The 17313-nt window shown below is 71.9% G+C and carries 15 protein-coding genes; 10 read left to right on the top strand and 5 right to left on the bottom strand.

Features of this window, described 5'->3' with window-relative positions; translation table 11 throughout:
• The first annotated feature begins 18 nt into the window (after positions 1–18).
• From DEJ50_RS10075 to gatB, 10 genes are all read left to right on the top strand, one after another.
• Positions 19–1035 (top strand): GlxA family transcriptional regulator, encoded by a 1017-nt coding sequence (locus tag DEJ50_RS10075; protein ID WP_150207219.1) that lies wholly within the window; start codon positions 19–21, stop codon positions 1033–1035.
• Between the two features lie 87 nt (positions 1036–1122).
• Positions 1123–4518, top strand: a complete 3396-nt coding sequence (locus DEJ50_RS10070; RefSeq protein ID WP_150207218.1) for a S8 family peptidase — start codon at positions 1123–1125, stop codon at positions 4516–4518.
• Between the two features lie 403 nt (positions 4519–4921).
• Complete coding sequence (locus DEJ50_RS10065; protein WP_150207217.1) at positions 4922–5611, top strand: SDR family oxidoreductase; 690 nt, start codon at positions 4922–4924, stop codon at positions 5609–5611.
• Positions 5608–6594 (top strand): methionine synthase, encoded by a 987-nt coding sequence (locus DEJ50_RS10060; RefSeq protein ID WP_150207216.1) that lies wholly within the window; start codon positions 5608–5610, stop codon positions 6592–6594. Before DEJ50_RS10065 ends, DEJ50_RS10060 begins: the two co-directional genes overlap by 4 nt.
• Positions 6595–6616: 22 nt before the next feature.
• Entirely contained in the window at positions 6617–8815 is a 2199-nt protein-coding gene (ligA, locus tag DEJ50_RS10055) for an NAD-dependent DNA ligase LigA (RefSeq protein WP_150207215.1), read from the top strand.
• 375 nt (positions 8816–9190) lie between these two features.
• Complete coding sequence (locus DEJ50_RS10050; protein WP_223837684.1) at positions 9191–11371, top strand: putative bifunctional diguanylate cyclase/phosphodiesterase; 2181 nt, start codon at positions 9191–9193, stop codon at positions 11369–11371.
• A gap of 310 nt (positions 11372–11681) precedes the next feature.
• Positions 11682–11978, top strand: a complete 297-nt coding sequence (gene gatC / locus DEJ50_RS10045; RefSeq protein WP_150207214.1) for an Asp-tRNA(Asn)/Glu-tRNA(Gln) amidotransferase subunit GatC — start codon at positions 11682–11684, stop codon at positions 11976–11978.
• A 4-nt stretch (positions 11979–11982) separates the two neighbouring features.
• Entirely contained in the window at positions 11983–13476 is a 1494-nt protein-coding gene (gene gatA, locus DEJ50_RS10040; protein WP_150207213.1) for an Asp-tRNA(Asn)/Glu-tRNA(Gln) amidotransferase subunit GatA, read from the top strand.
• A complete protein-coding gene (locus tag DEJ50_RS10035; RefSeq protein WP_150207212.1) occupies positions 13473–13712 on the top strand; it encodes a hypothetical protein in 240 nt (79 codons plus the stop codon). Before gatA ends, DEJ50_RS10035 begins: the two co-directional genes overlap by 4 nt.
• Before the next feature lie 16 nt (positions 13713–13728).
• Positions 13729–15240, top strand: a complete 1512-nt coding sequence (gene gatB, locus DEJ50_RS10030) for an Asp-tRNA(Asn)/Glu-tRNA(Gln) amidotransferase subunit GatB (protein ID WP_150207211.1) — start codon at positions 13729–13731, stop codon at positions 15238–15240.
• Positions 15241–15323: 83 nt separating this feature from the next.
• Here the strand turns inward: gatB and DEJ50_RS10025 are convergent, their stop codons facing one another.
• From DEJ50_RS10025 to DEJ50_RS10005, 5 genes are read right to left on the bottom strand one after another with little or no spacing between them, the layout of a single operon-like run.
• On the bottom strand, positions 15324–15626 hold the full coding sequence (locus DEJ50_RS10025) for a hypothetical protein (RefSeq protein WP_150207210.1): 303 nt from the start codon (positions 15624–15626) through the stop codon (positions 15324–15326).
• Entirely contained in the window at positions 15623–15919 is a 297-nt protein-coding gene (locus DEJ50_RS10020) for a DUF6247 family protein (protein WP_223837683.1), read from the bottom strand. Before DEJ50_RS10020 ends, DEJ50_RS10025 begins: the two co-directional genes overlap by 4 nt.
• 46 nt (positions 15920–15965) lie before the next feature.
• On the bottom strand, positions 15966–16205 hold the full coding sequence (locus DEJ50_RS10015) for a DUF397 domain-containing protein (RefSeq protein ID WP_150207209.1): 240 nt from the start codon (positions 16203–16205) through the stop codon (positions 15966–15968).
• Positions 16206–16249: 44 nt separating this feature from the next.
• A complete protein-coding gene (locus DEJ50_RS10010) occupies positions 16250–16486 on the bottom strand; it encodes a DUF397 domain-containing protein (RefSeq protein WP_150207208.1) in 237 nt (78 codons plus the stop codon).
• Positions 16483–17307 (bottom strand): helix-turn-helix domain-containing protein, encoded by an 825-nt coding sequence (locus DEJ50_RS10005; RefSeq protein ID WP_150207207.1) that lies wholly within the window; start codon positions 17305–17307, stop codon positions 16483–16485. The genes DEJ50_RS10010 and DEJ50_RS10005 overlap by 4 nt, the downstream gene beginning before the upstream one ends.
• Positions 17308–17313: the final 6 nt, after the last annotated feature.

Here is a 17313-nt window from a genome sequence, read left to right as displayed (position 1 = left end):
ATGTGTCAGGATCTGGCCATGGATCTGGCCACGGAGTCTGCACACAGCCAAGCCGTCCACCGGGTGGCCGTCCTCGCCCTCGAAGGCGTCCCCCCGTTCGAGCTCGGCATCCCGTCCCGGGTCTTCGGCAACGCCTACGACGCCGAGGGCCGGCCGCTCTACGAGGTGACCGTCTGCACCGCCGACGGGCAGCCCGTCACCAGCGACGCGGGCTTCGGCATCACCGTCTCCGCCGGCCCCGAAGCGCTCGCCGCCGCCGACACCGTGATCATCCCGCCCACCCATGCCATGGACGAGCTGGCCGAGGGCGCCCCCCTCGGCCCGGAGCTCGCCGCCGCGATCGCCGGGATCCGGCCCGGCACCCGGCTGGTCTCCATCTGCACCGGCTCCTATGTGCTCGCCGCCGCCGGCCTGCTGGACGGCCGGCCCGCCACCACCCACTGGCTGAAGGCGCAGGAGTTCCAGCGGGCCTTCCCCCGGGTCCGGCTCGACGAGGAGGTGCTCTTCGTCGACGACGGCGACGTCCTCACCTCGGCCGGGGTGGCCGCCGGGGTCGATCTCTGCCTGCACCTGATCCGCCGCGACCACGGCAGCACCGTCGCCAACCGCGCCGCCCGGCTGTGCGTGGTACCGCCGTGGCGCGACGGCGGCCAGGCCCAGTACATCGACCGCCCGGTCCCCGAACCCACCGTCGCCTCCACCACCGCCACCCGCGCCTGGGCCCTGGAGCGGCTCGGCGAACCGCTCTCGCTCGCCGAGCTCGCCGAGCACGCCCGGATGAGCCTGCGCTCCTTCACCCGGCGGTTCCGCGACGAGGTCGGCATGACCCCCGTCCAGTGGCTCACCGCCCAGCGCCTGGAACTGGCCCGGCAGTTGCTGGAAACCAGCGACCTGCCGATCGATCTGGTCGCACACCGTGCCGGATTCGGGTCCGCGAATTCGCTGCGCGCCCACATGCGGACCTCTCTCGGTGTCTCCCCGAATGCCTACCGCCGCACCTTCCGTCCCAACGACCTTGTCCCGACGCATGGTTGATCACACGTCAGACCCGGGTGATACTCGCCTTCCGCGGGACGAGATCCGTCCCGGCGGGCGATAACGCCTTTTCCAGGGGGAATTGACGTGCCTTCACATCGCAACAGGCGTACGGGGGCGGCGGCGTTAGCCGCAGCCGCCGCCCTCGCGCTCGCGGCGGGCCTGACCACACCCTCCGCAGCAGCATCCGCATCCGCACCCGCAGCCACCCCCAAGCCGTTCGCGGCCAAGGAACGGCAGCAAACCTCCCGGGCCCTCACCCACCTCACCCTGATCACCGGTGACCGGGTCACCGTCGACGCCAAGGGCAACCCGGTCGGCTTCCGGCCGGCCAAGGGCCGCGAGAAGATACCCGTTTCGACGCAGCGCCAGAACGGCCGTACCAGCGTCGTCCCCTTCGACGCCCAGCGTCTGATCGAGGCCGGCCGGCTCGACGCCCGCCTCTTCGACCTCACCGAACTCAGCCGCCCCGAATACCGCAAGGCCCGAGGCGACCGCCTGAAGCTGATCGTCCGGTACGAGGGCGGAGCCGCCCCCGCCGCCAAGGCAGACCTGCGCGCCACCGGCGGCACCGAGGTCGGCCGCACCTTCCCGTCCCTGGGTGCCGAAGCCGTCACCGCGAGCCCGGACCGGGCCGCCGCCCTCTGGGAGACCCTCACCGACGCCCAGGCCGGCACCGGCCGCCGCGCCACCGCCGCCGGCATCGCCACCATCTGGCTCGACGGCATCCGCAAGGCCCACCTGGACAAGAGCACCAAGCAAATCGGCGCCGACAAGGCGTGGGCCGCCGGATACGACGGCACCGGCGTGAAGATCGCCGTCCTCGACACCGGTGTCGACGCCACCCACCCCGACCTCGCCGGACAGGTCGTCGCCGAACAGAACTTCTCCGCCGCCCCGGACGCCAAGGACCGGTTCGGCCACGGCACCCACGTCGCCTCCATCGCCGCCGGTACGGGCGCCAAATCGGGCGGCGCATTCAAGGGCGTGGCACCCGGCGCCAAGGTCCTCAACGGCAAGGTCCTCGACGACTCCGGCTCCGGCGACGACGCGGGCATCCTCGCCGGTATGGAATGGGCCGTCGCCCAGGGCGCCCAGGTCATCAACATGAGCCTCGGCGGACCCGACGGCCCCGACACCGACCCGCTCGAAACGGCCGTGAACAAGCTCTCCGCCGACAAGGGCGTGCTCTTCGCCATCTCGGCCGGCAACAGCGGCCAGGGCGGGGCCGGCACCATCGGCTCCCCGGGCAGCGCCCAGGCGGCCCTCACCGTCGGCGCGGTGGACGACGGCGACGCCCTCGCCGACTTCTCCAGCATCGGCCCGCGCATCGGCGACGGCGCCGTCAAACCGGATGTCACCGCCCCCGGCGTGGACACCACCGCAGCCGCCGCCCCGGGCAGCGTCATCGAACGCGAGGTCGGCCAGAGCCCCGAGGGCTACCTCACCATCTCCGGCACCTCCATGGCCGCACCGCACGCGGCCGGCGCCGCCGCCCTGCTCAAGCAGCAGCACCCCGCGTGGACCGGCGCCGACCTCAAGGGCGTACTCACCGCCTCCACCAAGCCCGGCGCGTACACCCCCTTCCAGCAGGGCAGCGGACGCATCGCGGTCGACAAGGCCCTCGGCCAGTCCGTGATCGCCGAACCCGTCTCGCTGGCCTTCGCCGGACAACCGTGGCCGCACCACGACGACACGCCCGAGGCGAAGAAGCTCGGCTACCGCAACCTCGGCACGGCCCCGGTCACCCTCGACGTGGCCGTCACCGCCACCGGCCCCGACGGCAAGCCCGCCCCGGCCGGCTTCCTCACCGCCGACGCCGCCCAGGTGACCGTCCCGGCCGGCGGCACCGCCTCGGTCAACCTCACCCTGAACACCCGGCTCGGCGGCCAGGTCGACGGCACCTACACGGCGTACGCGACCGCGACCGCGGCCGGCGGCGGCCAGAGCACGCGTACGGCCATCGCCGTGGAACGCGAGGTCGAGTCCTACAACCTGACGGTCAAGCACCTCGACCGCAAGGGCAAGGCGACCGCGAACTACGGCACCACGGTGCTGGGCACCACCGGCCTCGCCGCCGGCAAGCGGTACCAGCAGCACGACGAGTCCGGCACCCTCACCATCCGGGTGCCCAAGGGAGGCTACCTCCTCAACTCCAACATCGTGGCCGACCCGGACGACGTCACCCAGGGCCTCGACTGGCTCGCCCAGCCCAAGCTGGACGTCACCGGCAACACCACGGTGACCGTCGACGCGCGCGCCGCCAAGCCGGTCGCCGTCACCGTGCCCTCCCGCACCGCCGTCGAGACCTTCGCCACCCCCACCTACGACGTACGGGTCGGCGACCACTCGTACGGCTTCGGCTGGTGGCTGGACTCCTACGCGCCGCTGCGCACCCGGCACCTCGGCCCGGCCGCACCGGCCGGCACCCTGGTCCAGCAGTGGGACGCGCACTGGCAGGACGGCGCCGACCAGGAGTACCACGCCGCCCTCGGCGGACCGGTGACCCGGCTCGCCACCGGCTACACCCGGCACCTCAAGGCCGCCGACCTGGCCACCGTCTCGGTGGAACAGGGCGCTTCGGTGACCGGCAAAAAGGGCGGCCTGACCGTCCTCGGCTGGCTGCCCGACCCGACCGGGGCGAGCGGCATCACCATCCCGAGGCCGCTCCCGGCCACGGCGAAGCTCCACCTGTCCACCCTCGACGGGGCCACCTGGGAGACCATCTTCAGCCAGACCGGCGGCACCGACGAGAACGGCTGGCCGATCGACGAGGCGGTCTACCTCAGTGACGGGCAGCGCAGCTACCAGGGCGGCAAGAGCTACCGCGAGCGCTACAACGCAGCCGTCTTCGGCCCGCACATGGACACCGCCGGCGTGCTCGGCGTCCACCGCGAGGGCAACCGGCTGACCGGTACCCTGCCGCTGCTCGCCGACGGGGCCGGCCACAACGGCGCGTCCTTCCTGGCCACGGGCAGCACGGTGCTCTACCGCAACGGCGTGGTGGCCGGCAGCCGGGACACCGAGCTCCGGGACGCCGACCCCTTCGAGGTGCCGGCGGCCGAGGCCTCGTACAAGCTGGTCACCAAGACCACGGTGCCCGCCACGGTCTCCGGCACCTCCACCAAGGTGACGGCGACCTGGTGGTTCCGCTCGAAGCAGACCGCGGAACCCACCCAGCTGCCGGCGTCGGTGGTCCGCTTCACCCCTGAACTGTCGCTCACCGGAACCTCCCCGGCGGGCCGTACGGTCCAGATCCCGGTCACCGTCCAGGGCCCGGCGGCCGGCCCCAACCTGGCCTCCCTGACGGTCCAGGCCTCGTACGACGACGGCTACACCTGGCAGACCCTCCCGGTCCGGGCGGGCAAGGTGACCGTGCAGAACCCGGCGAAGGGCGGGCACGTTTCGCTGCGCGGCGTGACGGTCGACAAGCGCGGCAACAAGTCCGAGATCACCCTCACCAGGGCCTACCTGGCGGGCTGACGCCCTTGCCAGGCCCGGCACGACCCCGGAGGCCACCGCCTCCGGGGTCGTACGGGCGTCCCGCCGGGGGTCCGGGGCGGAGCCCCGCGAACGGGGCCCGGCGCCCAGCCCCGGCAACGGGCGTGCCGGGCGGAGCCCGGGCACCTCACGGGGTCCGGGGCGGAGCCCGGTGATCGGGGCCCGGCGCCCAGCCCCGGCAACGGGCGTGCCGGGCGGAGCCCGGGCACCTCACGGGGTCAGGGGCGGAGCCCCGGTTTCGGGAAGGGGCGGGGTGGGGGAATCGCCCCGCAGGGCCGGCGCCCGCGCCAGGAGGCCGCCGCGCGGGGACCGTTCCGCCCCGCAGGCCGTGCGTACGGAACGAGGTCCCCCGGGCCCGGCCCGGCCGGAGTGCGAGCATGGGGCCATGGCTACTCACCTCATCACCGGTGCCGGCTCCGGCATCGGCGCCTCCGTCGCGGACCGCCTGCACGCCCGCGGCGACGAGCTCATCCTGCTCGCCCGCGACGCCGCCCGCGGCAAGGAGCTCACCGCCCGCTACCCCGGCGCCCGCGCCCTCGTCGCCGATCTCGCCGACCCCGACCGGATCTCCTGGGCGTTCTCCCACCAGGCGCTGCCCGACCGCCTCGACTCCCTCCTCCACATCGCCGGGATCGTCGACCTCGGCCCGGTCGGCGAGCTGCGCCCCAAGACCTGGCACCAGCAGCTCAACGTCAACCTGATCGCCCCCGCCGAGCTCACCCGGCTGCTGCTGCCCTCCCTGCGTGCCGCCCAGGGCCAGGTGGTGTTCGTGAACTCCGGCGCCGGACTGAACGCCCACCCCGAGTGGGGTGCGTACGCCGCCTCCAAGCACGGACTGAAGGCGCTCGCCGACTCCCTGCGCGGCGAGGAGCGGGCCAACGGCGTGCGGGTCACCTCCGTGTACCCGGGCCGGACCGCCACCCCCATGCAGGCCAAGGTGCACTCCCAGGAGGGCAAGGCCTACGATCCGCAGGCCTGGATCGACCCGGAGTCGGTGGCCACCACCATCCTCATGGCCGTCGACCTGCCCCGGGACGCCGAGGTCAACGACCTGACCGTGCGGCCCGGCCGATGAGCGGCGGCGCAGCCACCGGAGTCGGCTCGCTGCCGGGCGGCGATGCCCGCGAGGCGGCCAAGACCGTCACGGGGACCTTCGAGGAGTTCCCCTACCTGCCCGAACTGCCCGCCCGCGGCCCCGGCGCCGACATGATCGGCCGGTCCCTGGGCCTGCTCGTCGACCTGTTCGCGCACGTCGAGCCCAGCGGCTGGCGGATCAGCGACCGGCCCGGCCGGGACACCAAGCGGGCCCGGTCCTGGCTGGGTGAGGACCTCGACGCGCTGGAGGAGTTCACCCAGGGGTACCAGGGGCGGCTCAAGGTCCAGGCCGTGGGTCCCTGGACGCTGGCCGCGGCGCTGGAACTGCGCAGCGGCGAGGCCCTGCTCCAGGACGCCGGCGCCTGCCGGGACCTGGCCGGCTCGCTCGCCGAAGGCCTCCGGGACCACCTCGCCGACCTGCGCAAACGCATCCCCGGCGCGGAGATCGTGCTCCAGTTCGACGAGCCCTCGCTGACCGCCGTACTGCGCGGACAGGTGAAGACCGCCAGCGGTTACCGCACCTACCGGGCCGTGGACCGGCAGGTGGTCGAGGGCGCCCTGCGGGACCTGTTCGCCGTCACCGACGGCGAGGTGCTGGTCCACTCCTGCGCCCCCGACGTCCCCTTCGCCCTGCTCCGGCGGGCGGGCGCGACGGGCGTGTCGTTCGATTTCTCGCTGCTTACCGAGCGCGAGGACGACGCCATCGGCGAGGCCGTCGAAAGCGGTACGAAACTCTTCGCCGGAGTGGTGCCGGGCACCGACGCCCCGTTGTCGGACCCTGCCGGTAGCGTCATGGGGGTCAGGAAGCTTTGGCGCAGGCTGGGGCTGGCCCCGGGGACTCTGGCCGAGTCCGTGGTGGTCACCCCGTCGTGCGGTCTGGCGGGCGCTTCGCCCGCCTATGCCCGCGCGGTGCAGGCGCACTGCGTCAGGGCGGCGAGGTCGCTCGCCGACAACCCTGAGTGATCGAAACGGGAGGATCAGGGGCATGGCAGCCGAACAGCAGGAGACGGTACCGGCGGAGCTGCGCGAGCAGCACCAGCTGCTGGCCGAGCAGGTCGAGGAGCACCGCTTCCGGTACTACGTGAAGGACCAGCCGGTCGTCAGCGACGCCGAGTTCGACAAGCTGCTGCGCTCCCTGGAGGCGCTGGAGGAGCAGTACCCGGAGCTGCGCACGCCCGACTCGCCCACCCAGAAGGTGGCCGGGTCGTATGAGACGGACTTCGCCTCCGTCGAGCACCGCGAGCGCATGATGTCCCTGGACAACGCCTTCGACGAGGAGGAGCTCTCGGGCTGGGCCGACCGGGTCGCCCGGGACGTGGGCTCCTCGGCCTTCCACTACCTGTGCGAGCTCAAGGTGGACGGCCTCGCCGTCAACCTCACCTACGAGAAGGGCCGGCTCACCCGGGCCGCCACCCGCGGCGACGGCCGCACCGGCGAGGACATCACCCCGAACGTGCGCACGATCGCGGAGATCCCGGACCGCCTCAAGGGTGACCGGATCCCGGAGCTGGTGGAGATCCGCGGCGAGGTCTTCTTCCCGATGGAGAAGTTCGAGGAGCTCAACGCCCGCCTGGTCGAGGCCGGTGACAAGCCCTTCGCCAACCCGCGCAACGCCGCGGCCGGCTCGCTGCGCCAGAAGGACCCGAAGGTCACCGCGACCCGCCCGCTGCACATGGTGGTGCACGGCCTCGGCGCCCGCGAGGGCTTCGACATCGGCCGGCTCTCCGAGGCGTACGAGCTGCTGCACGAGTGGGGCCTGCCCACCGCCCGGCACAACAGCGTCGTCGGCACCCTGGCGGAAGTCCGGGCGTTCATCGAGTACTTCGGCGAGAACCGGCACTCGGTCGAGCACGAGATCGACGGGGTGGTGGTCAAGCTCGACGAGATCCCGCTCCAGGGCCGGCTCGGCTCCACGGCGCGCGCCCCGCGCTGGGCGATCGCCTGGAAGTACGCCCCGGAAGAGGTCAACACCAAGCTCATCGACATCAAGGTGGGCGTCGGCAGGACCGGCCGGGTCACCCCGTACGCGCAGGTGGAACCGGTGACGGTGGCCGGTTCCGAGGTCGAGTTCGCCACCCTGCACAACCAGGAGGTGGTCAAGGCCAAGGGCGTGCTCATCGGGGACACCGTGGTGCTGCGCAAGGCCGGCGATGTGATCCCGGAGATCCTCGGCCCGGTGGTGGACCTGCGCGACGGCACCGAGCGGGAGTTCGTGATGCCGGCCCAGTGCCCCGAGTGCGGGACGGAGCTGCGGCCGATGAAGGAGGGCGACATCGACCTCCGCTGCCCCAACGGGCAGAGCTGCCCGGCCCAGTTGCGTGAGCGGCTGTTCTACCTGGGCGGCCGGCAGTGCCTGGACATCGAGAACTTCGGTGCGGTGGCCGCCGCCGCGCTGACCCGTCCGCTGGAGCCGGCCGAGCCGCCGATGCTCGACGAGGGCGATCTGTTCGGCCTGACGGTCGAGCAGCTGCTGCCCATCAAGGCGTATGTACTGGACCCGGACAGCGGGCTGCCCAAGCGGGACCCGAAGACCGGCGAGGAGAAGATCGTCACGGTCTTCGCCAACCAGGAGGGCGAGCCGAAGAAGAACACCCTGGCCATGCTCGCCAACATCGAGGCCGCGAAGTCCCGCCCGCTGGCCCGGATCATCAACGGCCTGTCGATCCGTCATGTCGGCCCGGTCGCCGCCGAGGCACTGGCCCGCGAGTTCCGTTCCATCGAGCGGATCGAGCAGGCGACCGAGGAGGAGCTGACGGCCACCGACGGGGTCGGCGCGATCATCGCCGCCTCGCTGAAGGAATGGTTCGCCGTCGACTGGCACCAGGAGATCCTCCGCAAGTGGCGGGAGGCGGGGGTCCGGATGGAGGAGGAGTCCTCCGGGGAAGAGGAGGGTCCGCGTCCGCTGGAGGGTCTGACCGTGGTGGTCACCGGCACTTTGCAGAGCCACACGCGGGACGGCGCCAAGGAGGCCCTGCAGAGCCGCGGCGCGAAGGTGACCGGCTCGGTGTCGAAGAAGACCTCCTTCGTCGTGGTCGGCGACAACCCCGGGTCGAAGTACGACAAGGCCATGCAGTTGAAGCTGCCGGTGCTCGACGACGCAGGATTTGAAGTGCTGCTGACGGAAGGACCGGAAGCGGCCCGCGAGGCTGCCCTCCCGGTGGAGGATTCCGGCGCCACGGAGTAGGACCCGCACGGGGGAGTCGCGAAGGCGAACGGATGCGTGGCGTGCGGCTGCCCGGGCGGGCGCACGCCGGGCGCGCCCGGCGGTGGCAAACGGCCGGCAGGGGGCTGGCCACAGGGCGGTGACCTGTCGGATCATCGGACGGGTGACGGGGGGCCCGCAGTCCGTTCTCACCCGTTCGGCGGATACCGTACTGATGAGGATGGCTGGGTCGCATTCGGGCAACCGCCGCCGACCGCTGCCCCTGGGAGCCTCCCGCGTCCTACTGTTGAGGGGTGCGCCTGTCGTGCACGGCTGCGTGGTGCGATGCCGGCCGTGATGGCATGACATCGGGGCCATCGCGTGGCATCGGCATTGCCGGCTGTGAGAGGGACGGGCATGAAACCCACCGAAAGCGCCGACCCGTCACCTGATTTCGGCGGGGAACTCCCGTCCGTACGGACGGGCCGGCTCGGCATCCTGAGATCCAGGACGCCGCACACCCACCCGTTGGACGACGGCACGGCCGCCGTCGGTTCCGGATGGCGCGCCGCGCTGCCGCTCGCCATCGTGGCCTCGGCCGGCATCGTCCTCCTCATCGGCCTGGCCGGGGTCCTGACCAACCGTCATGCCCTGTTCCCGGGCGGCAGCGTGGGCTGGGCGCTGGCCCTGCTCACCGGCATCATCGTCGGCCACCTGGTCGCCCTCGGCCGGGACCGCTGGTGGGGCGGCACCGGATCCGGGGCCGCCCTCACCCTGGCCGTCCTCCTGCTCTACGGGTGGATCACCGCCGGTCTGGTCTCGCTGGCCGTGGTCGCGCTGGTCGGCGCGGCCCGCCGGCACCGCTGGCGGCAGAGCGTGCTGCACGGCTCGGCCGACATCCTCGGCATCGGAGCGGGAGCCCTGGTCCTCGCCGCCGTCGGTGAGTCACCCACCGTGGAGTCCCCCTGGGGCCCCGGGGAATGGGGCCCCGCCGCCGTCCCCGAGGTGATCCTGGCGGCCCTGGCCTACCTGGCGGTGACCCGGGTGCTGCTCTGGCTGGCGCTGGCCCCGCGCGGCGGCGGGCTGCCCACGGTCGCCCGTACCGCCCTGCTGCGACAGGGTTTAGTCGCGGTCGCCCTGCTCGGGATCGCCCCGCTGATCTGCGTGGTCGCCGTCACGAAGCCGGTGCTCCTGCCGCTCTTCGCGGTCCCGCTGATCGCCCTCGACTCCACCCTGTGGATCGCCCGGGCCCGCGCCGAGGAACAGCTGCGGGACCCGCTCACCGGACTGCCCAACCGGCAGTGGCTGCTGGAACGGGCCTGGACCGCATTGGACGAGGCTGAACGTTTGGGCACCCGGTCAGCTCTTGTGCTGATCGACCTGGACCGGTTCCGGGCGGTCAACGACACCCTCGGCCACCTCGCCGGGGACCGGCTGCTCCTCCAGATCGCCGAGCGGCTGCGGCAGGCCCTGCCGAAGGAGGCGGAGGTCGCCCGCCTCGGCGGCGATGAGTTCGCCGTCCTCCTCCCCGCCACCGACTCCACCACCAGCGCCCAGCGGGTCGCCCGCCACCTGGTCGCCGAGCTAGGCTCCCCGCTCGACCTGGACGGACTCACCCTCGTCCTGGAGGCCAGCGCCGGCCTCGCGGTCTTCCCCGACCACGCCCTCGACGCCGAGGGCCTGCTGCGCCGGGCCGATGTCGCGATGTACCAGGCGAAGCGGGACCGTACCGGCGTCGAGGTCTACGAGTCCAAGCGGGACAGCAACACCCCCGACCGGCTCGGGCTCCTCGGCGACCTCCGCCGTGCCCTCGACGCGGGCGAGGTCGAGCTCCACTACCAGCCCAAGGTCCGCTTCGACGGCCAGGTCGCCGGCCTGGAGGCGCTGGTCCGCTGGGTGCACCCGGAGCGCGGCCGGGTCTCCCCGGACGAGTTCATCGCCATCGCCGAGACCTCCGGCCTGATGCCCCACCTGACCGAGTACGTCCTGGAGACCGCCCTCGCCCAGGTCGCCCGCTGGCGCGCCCAGGGCCTCAAGGTCCCGGTCGCCGTCAACGTCTCACCACGGGACGTCCACACCCCGGGCTTCGCCGGCGCCGTCGCGGCCCGGCTCGCCCGGCACGGCGTACCGGCGGGCGCCCTCCAGCTCGAGATAACGGAACACGTCCTCCTGGAGGACCCGCAGCGGGCCGCCGACACCATGGCCGGGCTGACCGGCCACGGCGTGAAGATGTCCCTGGACGACTTCGGCACCGGCTACTCCTCGCTGGTCCACCTGCGCCGCCTCCCGGTCAGCGAGCTGAAGATCGACCGCTCCTTCGTGGCGCGCCTGGCGGTGGACGCCCAGGACGCGGAGATCGTCCGCTGCACGGTAGACCTCGCCCACTCCCTGGGCCTGCTGGTGGTGGCGGAGGGCGTCGAGGACGACGAGACCTGGGAGCGCCTGCGGGACCTGGGCTGCGATGCGGTGCAGGGCTGGCTGGTCGCCGCGGCCATGCCCCCGCAGGAGGCCACCGCCTGGCTCCTGGCCCGCGGCGAACGCGGCTGGCGCCGGCCGGCCGACATCACCGCAGAACTCACGGACACGCCCGCCCCGTGACCCGGGCCGGGTCCGCCGCGGCGGATCGCGCAGTTACCCGCGCCCCTGGTGGGGCTTCGGCGCGCGGGTTGTGGGGCGCCCCACGGGGTCTGGGGCGGAGCCCCGAGGGGTATGGGGCGGAGCCCCGCGGGGGCCGGGGCGGAGCCCCGGTTTCGGGAAGGGGCGGGGTGGGGAGGAGCGCCGCGCAGCGGACCCCGGCCCGCTGCGCGGCGGGTACCGGCCCGGCCGAGGGTTTACCGTTTCGTGGGTCCGGGGCCCCGCCCCATAGGATTGGGGCCGAAACTACACACTCACCCCAGAGGATCGCTGCATGCCTGGCATCACGCGCGAGGAGGTCGCCCACCTCGCTCGGCTGGCACGTCTGGAACTGGCCGAAGACGAGCTCGACCACTTCGCCGGACAGCTGGACGACATCATCGGCGCGGTCGCCCGCGTCGCCGAGGTCGCCGACCAAGACGTCCCGCCGACCTCCCACCCGCTGCCGCTGACCAACGTCATGCGCGCGGACGAGGTCCGTCCCTCGCTCACCCCCGAGCAGGCGCTCTCCGGCGCCCCGGCACAGGAGCAGCAGCGTTTCAAGGTGCCGCAGATCCTGGGGGAGGACTAATCACATGACCGAGATCGTCAAGCTCACGGCCGCCCAGACCGCCGAGAAGATCGCCTCCGGCGAGCTCACGGCCGTCGAGGTCACCGAAGCCCACCTGGCCCGCATCGAGGCCGTCGACGAGAAGGTGCACGCCTTCCTGCACGTCGACCGCGAGGGCGCGCTCGCCCAGGCCCGGGCCGTCGACGCCAAGCGCGCCGCCGGCGAGAAGCTGGGCCCGCTGGCCGGCGTGCCGCTCGCCCTCAAGGACATCTTCACCACCGTCGGGGTCCCGACCACCGTCGGTTCGAAGATCCTCGAAGGCTGGATCCCGCCGTACGACGCCACCCTCACGCGCAAGCTGAAGGAGGCCGACGTCGTCATCCTCGGCAAGACCAACATGGACGAGTTCGCCATGGGGTCCTCCACCGAGAACAGCGCCTTCGGCCCCACCGGCAACCCGTGGGACCTCACCCGGATCCCCGGCGGCTCCGGCGGCGGCTCCTCCGCGGCCCTCGCCTCGTACCAGGCCCCGCTCGCCATCGGCACGGACACCGGCGGCTCCATCCGCCAGCCCGCCGCGGTCACCGCCACGGTCGGCGTCAAGCCCACCTACGGCGGCGTCTCCCGCTACGGCATGGTGGCCTTCTCCTCCTCCCTCGACCAGGGCGGCCCCTGCGCCCGCACGGTCCTGGACGCGGCCCTCCTCCACGAGGTCATCGCCGGCCACGACCCGCTGGACTCCACCTCCATCGACGCCCCGGTCCCGCCGGTCGTCGAGGCGGCCCGCAACGGCTCCGTCGCCGGCATGCGCGTCGGCGTGGTCAAGCAGTTCCGCGGCGAGGGCTACCAGGCCGGTGTCGTGCAGCGCTTCGACGAGTCCGTGGAGCTCCTCAAGGAGCTCGGCGCCGAGATCGTCGAGCTGGACTGCCCGTCCTTCGACCTGGCGCTGGCCGCGTACTACCTGATCGCCCCGTCCGAGGCCTCGTCCAACCTGGCCCGCTTCGACGCCATGCGCTACGGCCTGCGCGTCGGCGACGACGGCACCAAGTCCGCCGAGGACGTCACCGCCATGACCCGCGAGGCCGGCTTCGGCCCCGAGGTCAAGCGCCGCATCATCCTCGGCACGTACGCGCTCAGCTCCGGCTACTACGACGCGTACTACGGCTCCGCCCAGAAGGTCCGCACCCTCATCACGAAGGACTTCGAGAAGGCCTTCGAGAGCGTGGACGTGATCGTCTCCCCGACGACCCCGACCACCGCCTTCGCGATCGGCGAGCGCGCCGACGACCCGATGGCTATGTACCTCGCGGACCTGTGCACCATCCCGACCAACCTGGCCGGCAACGCCGCCATGTCGCTGCCCTGCGGCCTGGCGCCGGAAGACGGCCTCCCGGTCGGACTGCAGATCATCGCCCCGGCCATGAAGGACGACCGCCTGTACAAGGTGGGCGCCGCCGTGGAGGCGGCCTTCGTCGCCCGCTGGGGTCACCCGCTGCTGGAGGAGGCTCCGTCCCTGTGAGTGCACTGTCCAAGGCCAAGGGCTTCAAGAAGTCGAAGTCCGGCACCTACCTGTCGATCGGCACCACCGCCTTCGGTGCCATCAGCGTCATCAAGCAGGCCCGCCGGGCCCGCACGGAGAACGACACGCTCCAGCTGGTCGACGCCGTTGTGTCCGCCGCCGCCATCGTCACCGGCCTCGCGATCCTGTACCGCGAGCTGAAGCGCCTCGGCGACGACGACGTCCTGCTGGGCTGAGAGGGAAAGTTCCACCGTGACCGTCACCGAACTCCTGTCGTACGACGCGGCCCTCGCCGCGTACGACCCCGTCATGGGCCTCGAGGTCCACGTCGAGCTCGGCACCCGCACCAAGATGTTCTGCGGCTGCTCCACCGAGCTCGGCGCCGAGCCCAACGCGCAGACCTGCCCGGTCTGCCTCGGCCTGCCCGGCTCCCTGCCGGTGGTCAACGCCATCGGCGTCGAATCCGCGATCAAGATCGGCCTCGCGCTGAACTGCGAGATCGCCGAGTGGTGCCGCTTCGCCCGGAAGAACTACTTCTATCCGGACATGCCGAAGAACTTCCAGACCTCCCAGTACGACGAGCCGATCGCCTTCAACGGCTACCTGGACGTCCAGCTGGAGGACGGGGAGATCTTCCGCGTGGAGATCGAGCGCGCCCACATGGAGGAGGACACCGGCAAGTCGACCCACGTCGGCGGTGCCACCGGCCGTATCCACGGCGCGTCCCACTCCCTGCTCGACTACAACCGGGCCGGCATCCCCCTCATCGAGATCGTCACCAAGCCGATCGAGGGCGCCGGCGAGCGCGCCCCCGAGGTCGCCAAGGCGTACGTGGCCGAGCTCCGCGAGGTCATCAAGGCGCTCGGCGTCTCCGAGGCCCGGATGGACAAGGGCCAGATGCGCTGCGACGTGAACCTGTCGCTGCGCCCGAACGGCACCAAGGCCTTCGGCACCCGCTCGGAGACCAAGAACGTCAACTCCCTGCGCTCGGTCGAGCGCGCGGCGCGCTTCGAGATCCAGCGCCACGCGGCCGTCCTGCAGTCCGGCGGCACCATCGTGCAGGAGACCCGTCACTTCCACGAGGACGACGGCACCACCACCTCCGGCCGCATCAAGGACAACGCCGAGGACTACCGGTACTTCCCGGAGCCCGACCTGGTCCCGGTGGCCCCGGCCCGCGAGTGGGTCGAGGAGCTGCGCGCCGGCCTGCCCGAGATGCCGCGGGTGCGCCGCAACCGGCTCCGCGAGGAGTGGGGGATCGGCGAGTTCGACATGCAGTCGATCCTCAATGCCGGTGCCGTGGAGTCCATCGAGGCCACCATCGCGGCCGGCGCCGACTCGGTCGCCGCCCGCAAGTGGTGGATGGGCGAGCTGGCCCGCAACGCCAACGAGCAGGGCGTGGGCGTGGACGAGCTCCCGATCACTCCGGTGGACGTCGCCCGGGTCGCCGCGCTGGTCGCGGACGGCTCGCTCAACGACAAGCTGGCCCGCCAGGTCCTGGAGGGCGTCCTCGCGGGCGAGGGCACCCCGGACGAGGTCGTCGAGAAGCGCGGCCTGAAGGTCGTCTCGGACGAGGGCGCGCTGGGCGCGGCCGTGGACGAGGCCATCGCCGGCAACGCGGCCATCGCGGACAAGATCCGCGGCGGCAAGATCGCGGCGGTCGGCGCGCTGGTCGGCGCGGTCATGAAGACCACCCGCGGCCAGGCGGACGCGGCCCGCGTGAAGGAGCTCATCCTGGAGCGCCTGGGCGTCTCCGAGGGCTAGTCCACTCGGCTGCCGCTTACGCGACACAAGGTGCCCCGTGCCGGTCATGACCGGCACGGGGCACCTTGTGTGTCGGCACTTCGTCAGCCGGGCTGTCCGTCGTCGGGCACGACCATGAGGATGGCCACGGCTGGTGGCGGCGGGTGTGGGCTGTACAGGTATGCGACCGCGAGCCCTGGGACACCGTCGCGGGGCTCGATCCGGGTCTTGTAGACCTCGTGCCCCGTCGCGGGCGAACTACCGCGTCGGACACCTAGGCGGGGCGAACGTTCCAGCTCCAGGCGGAGTTCTTCGACAGCCTCCGTGGCCGCCTCCCCGAACTCCTTGAGGCGCCGCTGGGCCCGCTCGGTCACCACGGCGACAGCAACCTGATCGGACGTGCTCAATGGTCCCCTGATTCGTTCCTCAGGCGGAGCAGTTCCTGCTCCGCCTCCTGCAAGGCCAGGTCGTATTCCGGGTCGCTGTGCAGCCGGATGCGCCCGCGGTAGTCGATGATCACCGCGGCGACCGCTTGGAAGTCGGTCTCTGAGGCTCTTTCAAGGGCGCGATCGAGGTCCCGCTCGAAGTCTTCCTTGTCACCGGGGAGGCCGTAGCCCGCTCGGAGGGCGGCCCGGACGTCCCCCAGTGTCCGCAGCTGAGGGGCTCCCTGCCCCGGCATTTCGCTGTGCTGCGCTGTCATGGTGCCGCCTCCGTTGGGTTCGCCCGAGAAGACCACGGTAGCCGTGTCAGCGGGCGGTGTCGGCGAGGAAGGCGGTCCAGGTGGTGGGGGAGACGGTGAGGGTCGGGCCGTCGGTGAGCTTGGAGTCCCGGACGTGGATCGCGGAGGGGTGGGCGGCGACCTCGATGCAGTCGCCACCGGAGTCACCGCTGTAGCTCGACTTGCGCCAGTGGTAGGCGACTTCGATGCAGTTGCCACCCGAGTCGCTGCTGTAGCTCGACTTGAACCAGGTCAGATCGTGCGTCATGACTCTCCTAGCAGGTCGTCCAGCAGGCCCCGGCTGCGGCATCGCTACCGGGTCAGGGCGAGGAAGGCGGTCCAGGTGGTGGGGGAGACGGTGAGGGTCGGGCCGTCGGTGAGCTTGGAGTCCCGGACGTGGACGGCGGCGGGGTGGGTGGCGATCTCGACGCAGTCGCCCCCCTGGCTGCCGCTGTAGCTCGACTTGCGCCAGTGGTAGGCGACTTCGATGCAGGCGCCGCCCGTGTCGCTGCTGTAGCTCGACTTGAACCAGGTCAGATCGTGCGTCATGACTCTCCTAGCAGATCGTCCAGCAGGCCCACGCTGTCCTCCATGGACAGGGCCTGGGATCGCAGCATCCCATATTTGAGGTGCAGTCGATGGACCTCGGCGGGATCGTCCTGGAGGAAGCCCACGTCCTGGCCTTCGAGGTAGGCGAGCTGCTCGTGGTCCTTGGTCTCCAGCAGCACCATCGGCCCTGCCAGGGCCGCGTGGGTGGTCCGGTCGGTGGGGATGATCTGGAGGCCGAGGAAGGGGAGTTCGGCCATCTCGCGCAGGTGTCGCAGTTGGCCGTGCAGTACCTCCCGGCCGCCGATCGGGCGTTCCAGGATCACCTGCTCCAGCACGAAGTGCATCATCGGCGGCCAGGGCTTGCGGGCGAACACTGCCTGGCGGGTCATCCGCTGGGCGGTCTTCTGCTCGGTCTCCTCCTTGGTGAGCGGCGGATAGTGGCAGCCGAAGACGGCCGCCGCGTACTCCGGGGTCTGGAGCAGGCCCGGGACCACCTGGTTCTCGTACCACTGGAGGCTCTCCGCAGTCCGCTCGTGGTCGATGAAATCGATCGCGAACGCCGGATAGCGCTCCCGCTTCGGAACCTTCGCCAGCGCTTTGCTCAACGCCCCGCGCGTCTCGAACAGTTCGTCCAGGGCCGTCGCCATCTTCGGCTGGAGGAGACGGCGGCCCTGTTCCATCGAGGCGACCGTTTCGCGGTCCACGTGCAGGTGCTCCGCCAGGCTCTCCTGGGTGAACGGCGTCTGTCCGCGGAAGTGCGCGGCCAGGACGCCGATGACCGTCCAAGAGGCGTGGCGCTTGGTCTGGTTGGTGTCTGTCATGCCGGG

The sequence above is a fragment of the Streptomyces venezuelae genome (assembly GCF_008642295.1).
GTDB lineage: Bacteria > Actinomycetota > Actinomycetes > Streptomycetales > Streptomycetaceae > Streptomyces > Streptomyces venezuelae_C.
This window is presented reverse-complemented; position numbering and strand designations above follow the sequence as displayed.

Coding starts and splice junctions, on each gene's coding strand:
- DEJ50_RS10075 (WP_150207219.1), top strand. CDS start 19: ATGGATCTGGCCACGGAGTCTGCACACAGCCAAGCCGTCCACCGGGTG.
- DEJ50_RS10065 (WP_150207217.1), top strand. CDS start 4,922: ATGGCTACTCACCTCATCACCGGTGCCGGCTCCGGCATCGGCGCCTCC.
- DEJ50_RS10060 (WP_150207216.1), top strand. CDS start 5,608: ATGAGCGGCGGCGCAGCCACCGGAGTCGGCTCGCTGCCGGGCGGCGAT.
- ligA (WP_150207215.1), top strand. CDS start 6,617: ATGGCAGCCGAACAGCAGGAGACGGTACCGGCGGAGCTGCGCGAGCAG.
- DEJ50_RS10050 (WP_223837684.1), top strand. CDS start 9,191: ATGAAACCCACCGAAAGCGCCGACCCGTCACCTGATTTCGGCGGGGAA.
- gatC (WP_150207214.1), top strand. CDS start 11,682: ATGCCTGGCATCACGCGCGAGGAGGTCGCCCACCTCGCTCGGCTGGCA.
- gatA (WP_150207213.1), top strand. CDS start 11,983: ATGACCGAGATCGTCAAGCTCACGGCCGCCCAGACCGCCGAGAAGATC.
- DEJ50_RS10020 (WP_223837683.1), bottom strand. CDS start 15,919: ATGACAGCGCAGCACAGCGAAATGCCGGGGCAGGGAGCCCCTCAGCTG.
- DEJ50_RS10015 (WP_150207209.1), bottom strand. CDS start 16,205: ATGACGCACGATCTGACCTGGTTCAAGTCGAGCTACAGCAGCGACTCG.
- DEJ50_RS10010 (WP_150207208.1), bottom strand. CDS start 16,486: ATGACGCACGATCTGACCTGGTTCAAGTCGAGCTACAGCAGCGACACG.
- DEJ50_RS10005 (WP_150207207.1), bottom strand. CDS start 17,307: ATGACAGACACCAACCAGACCAAGCGCCACGCCTCTTGGACGGTCATC.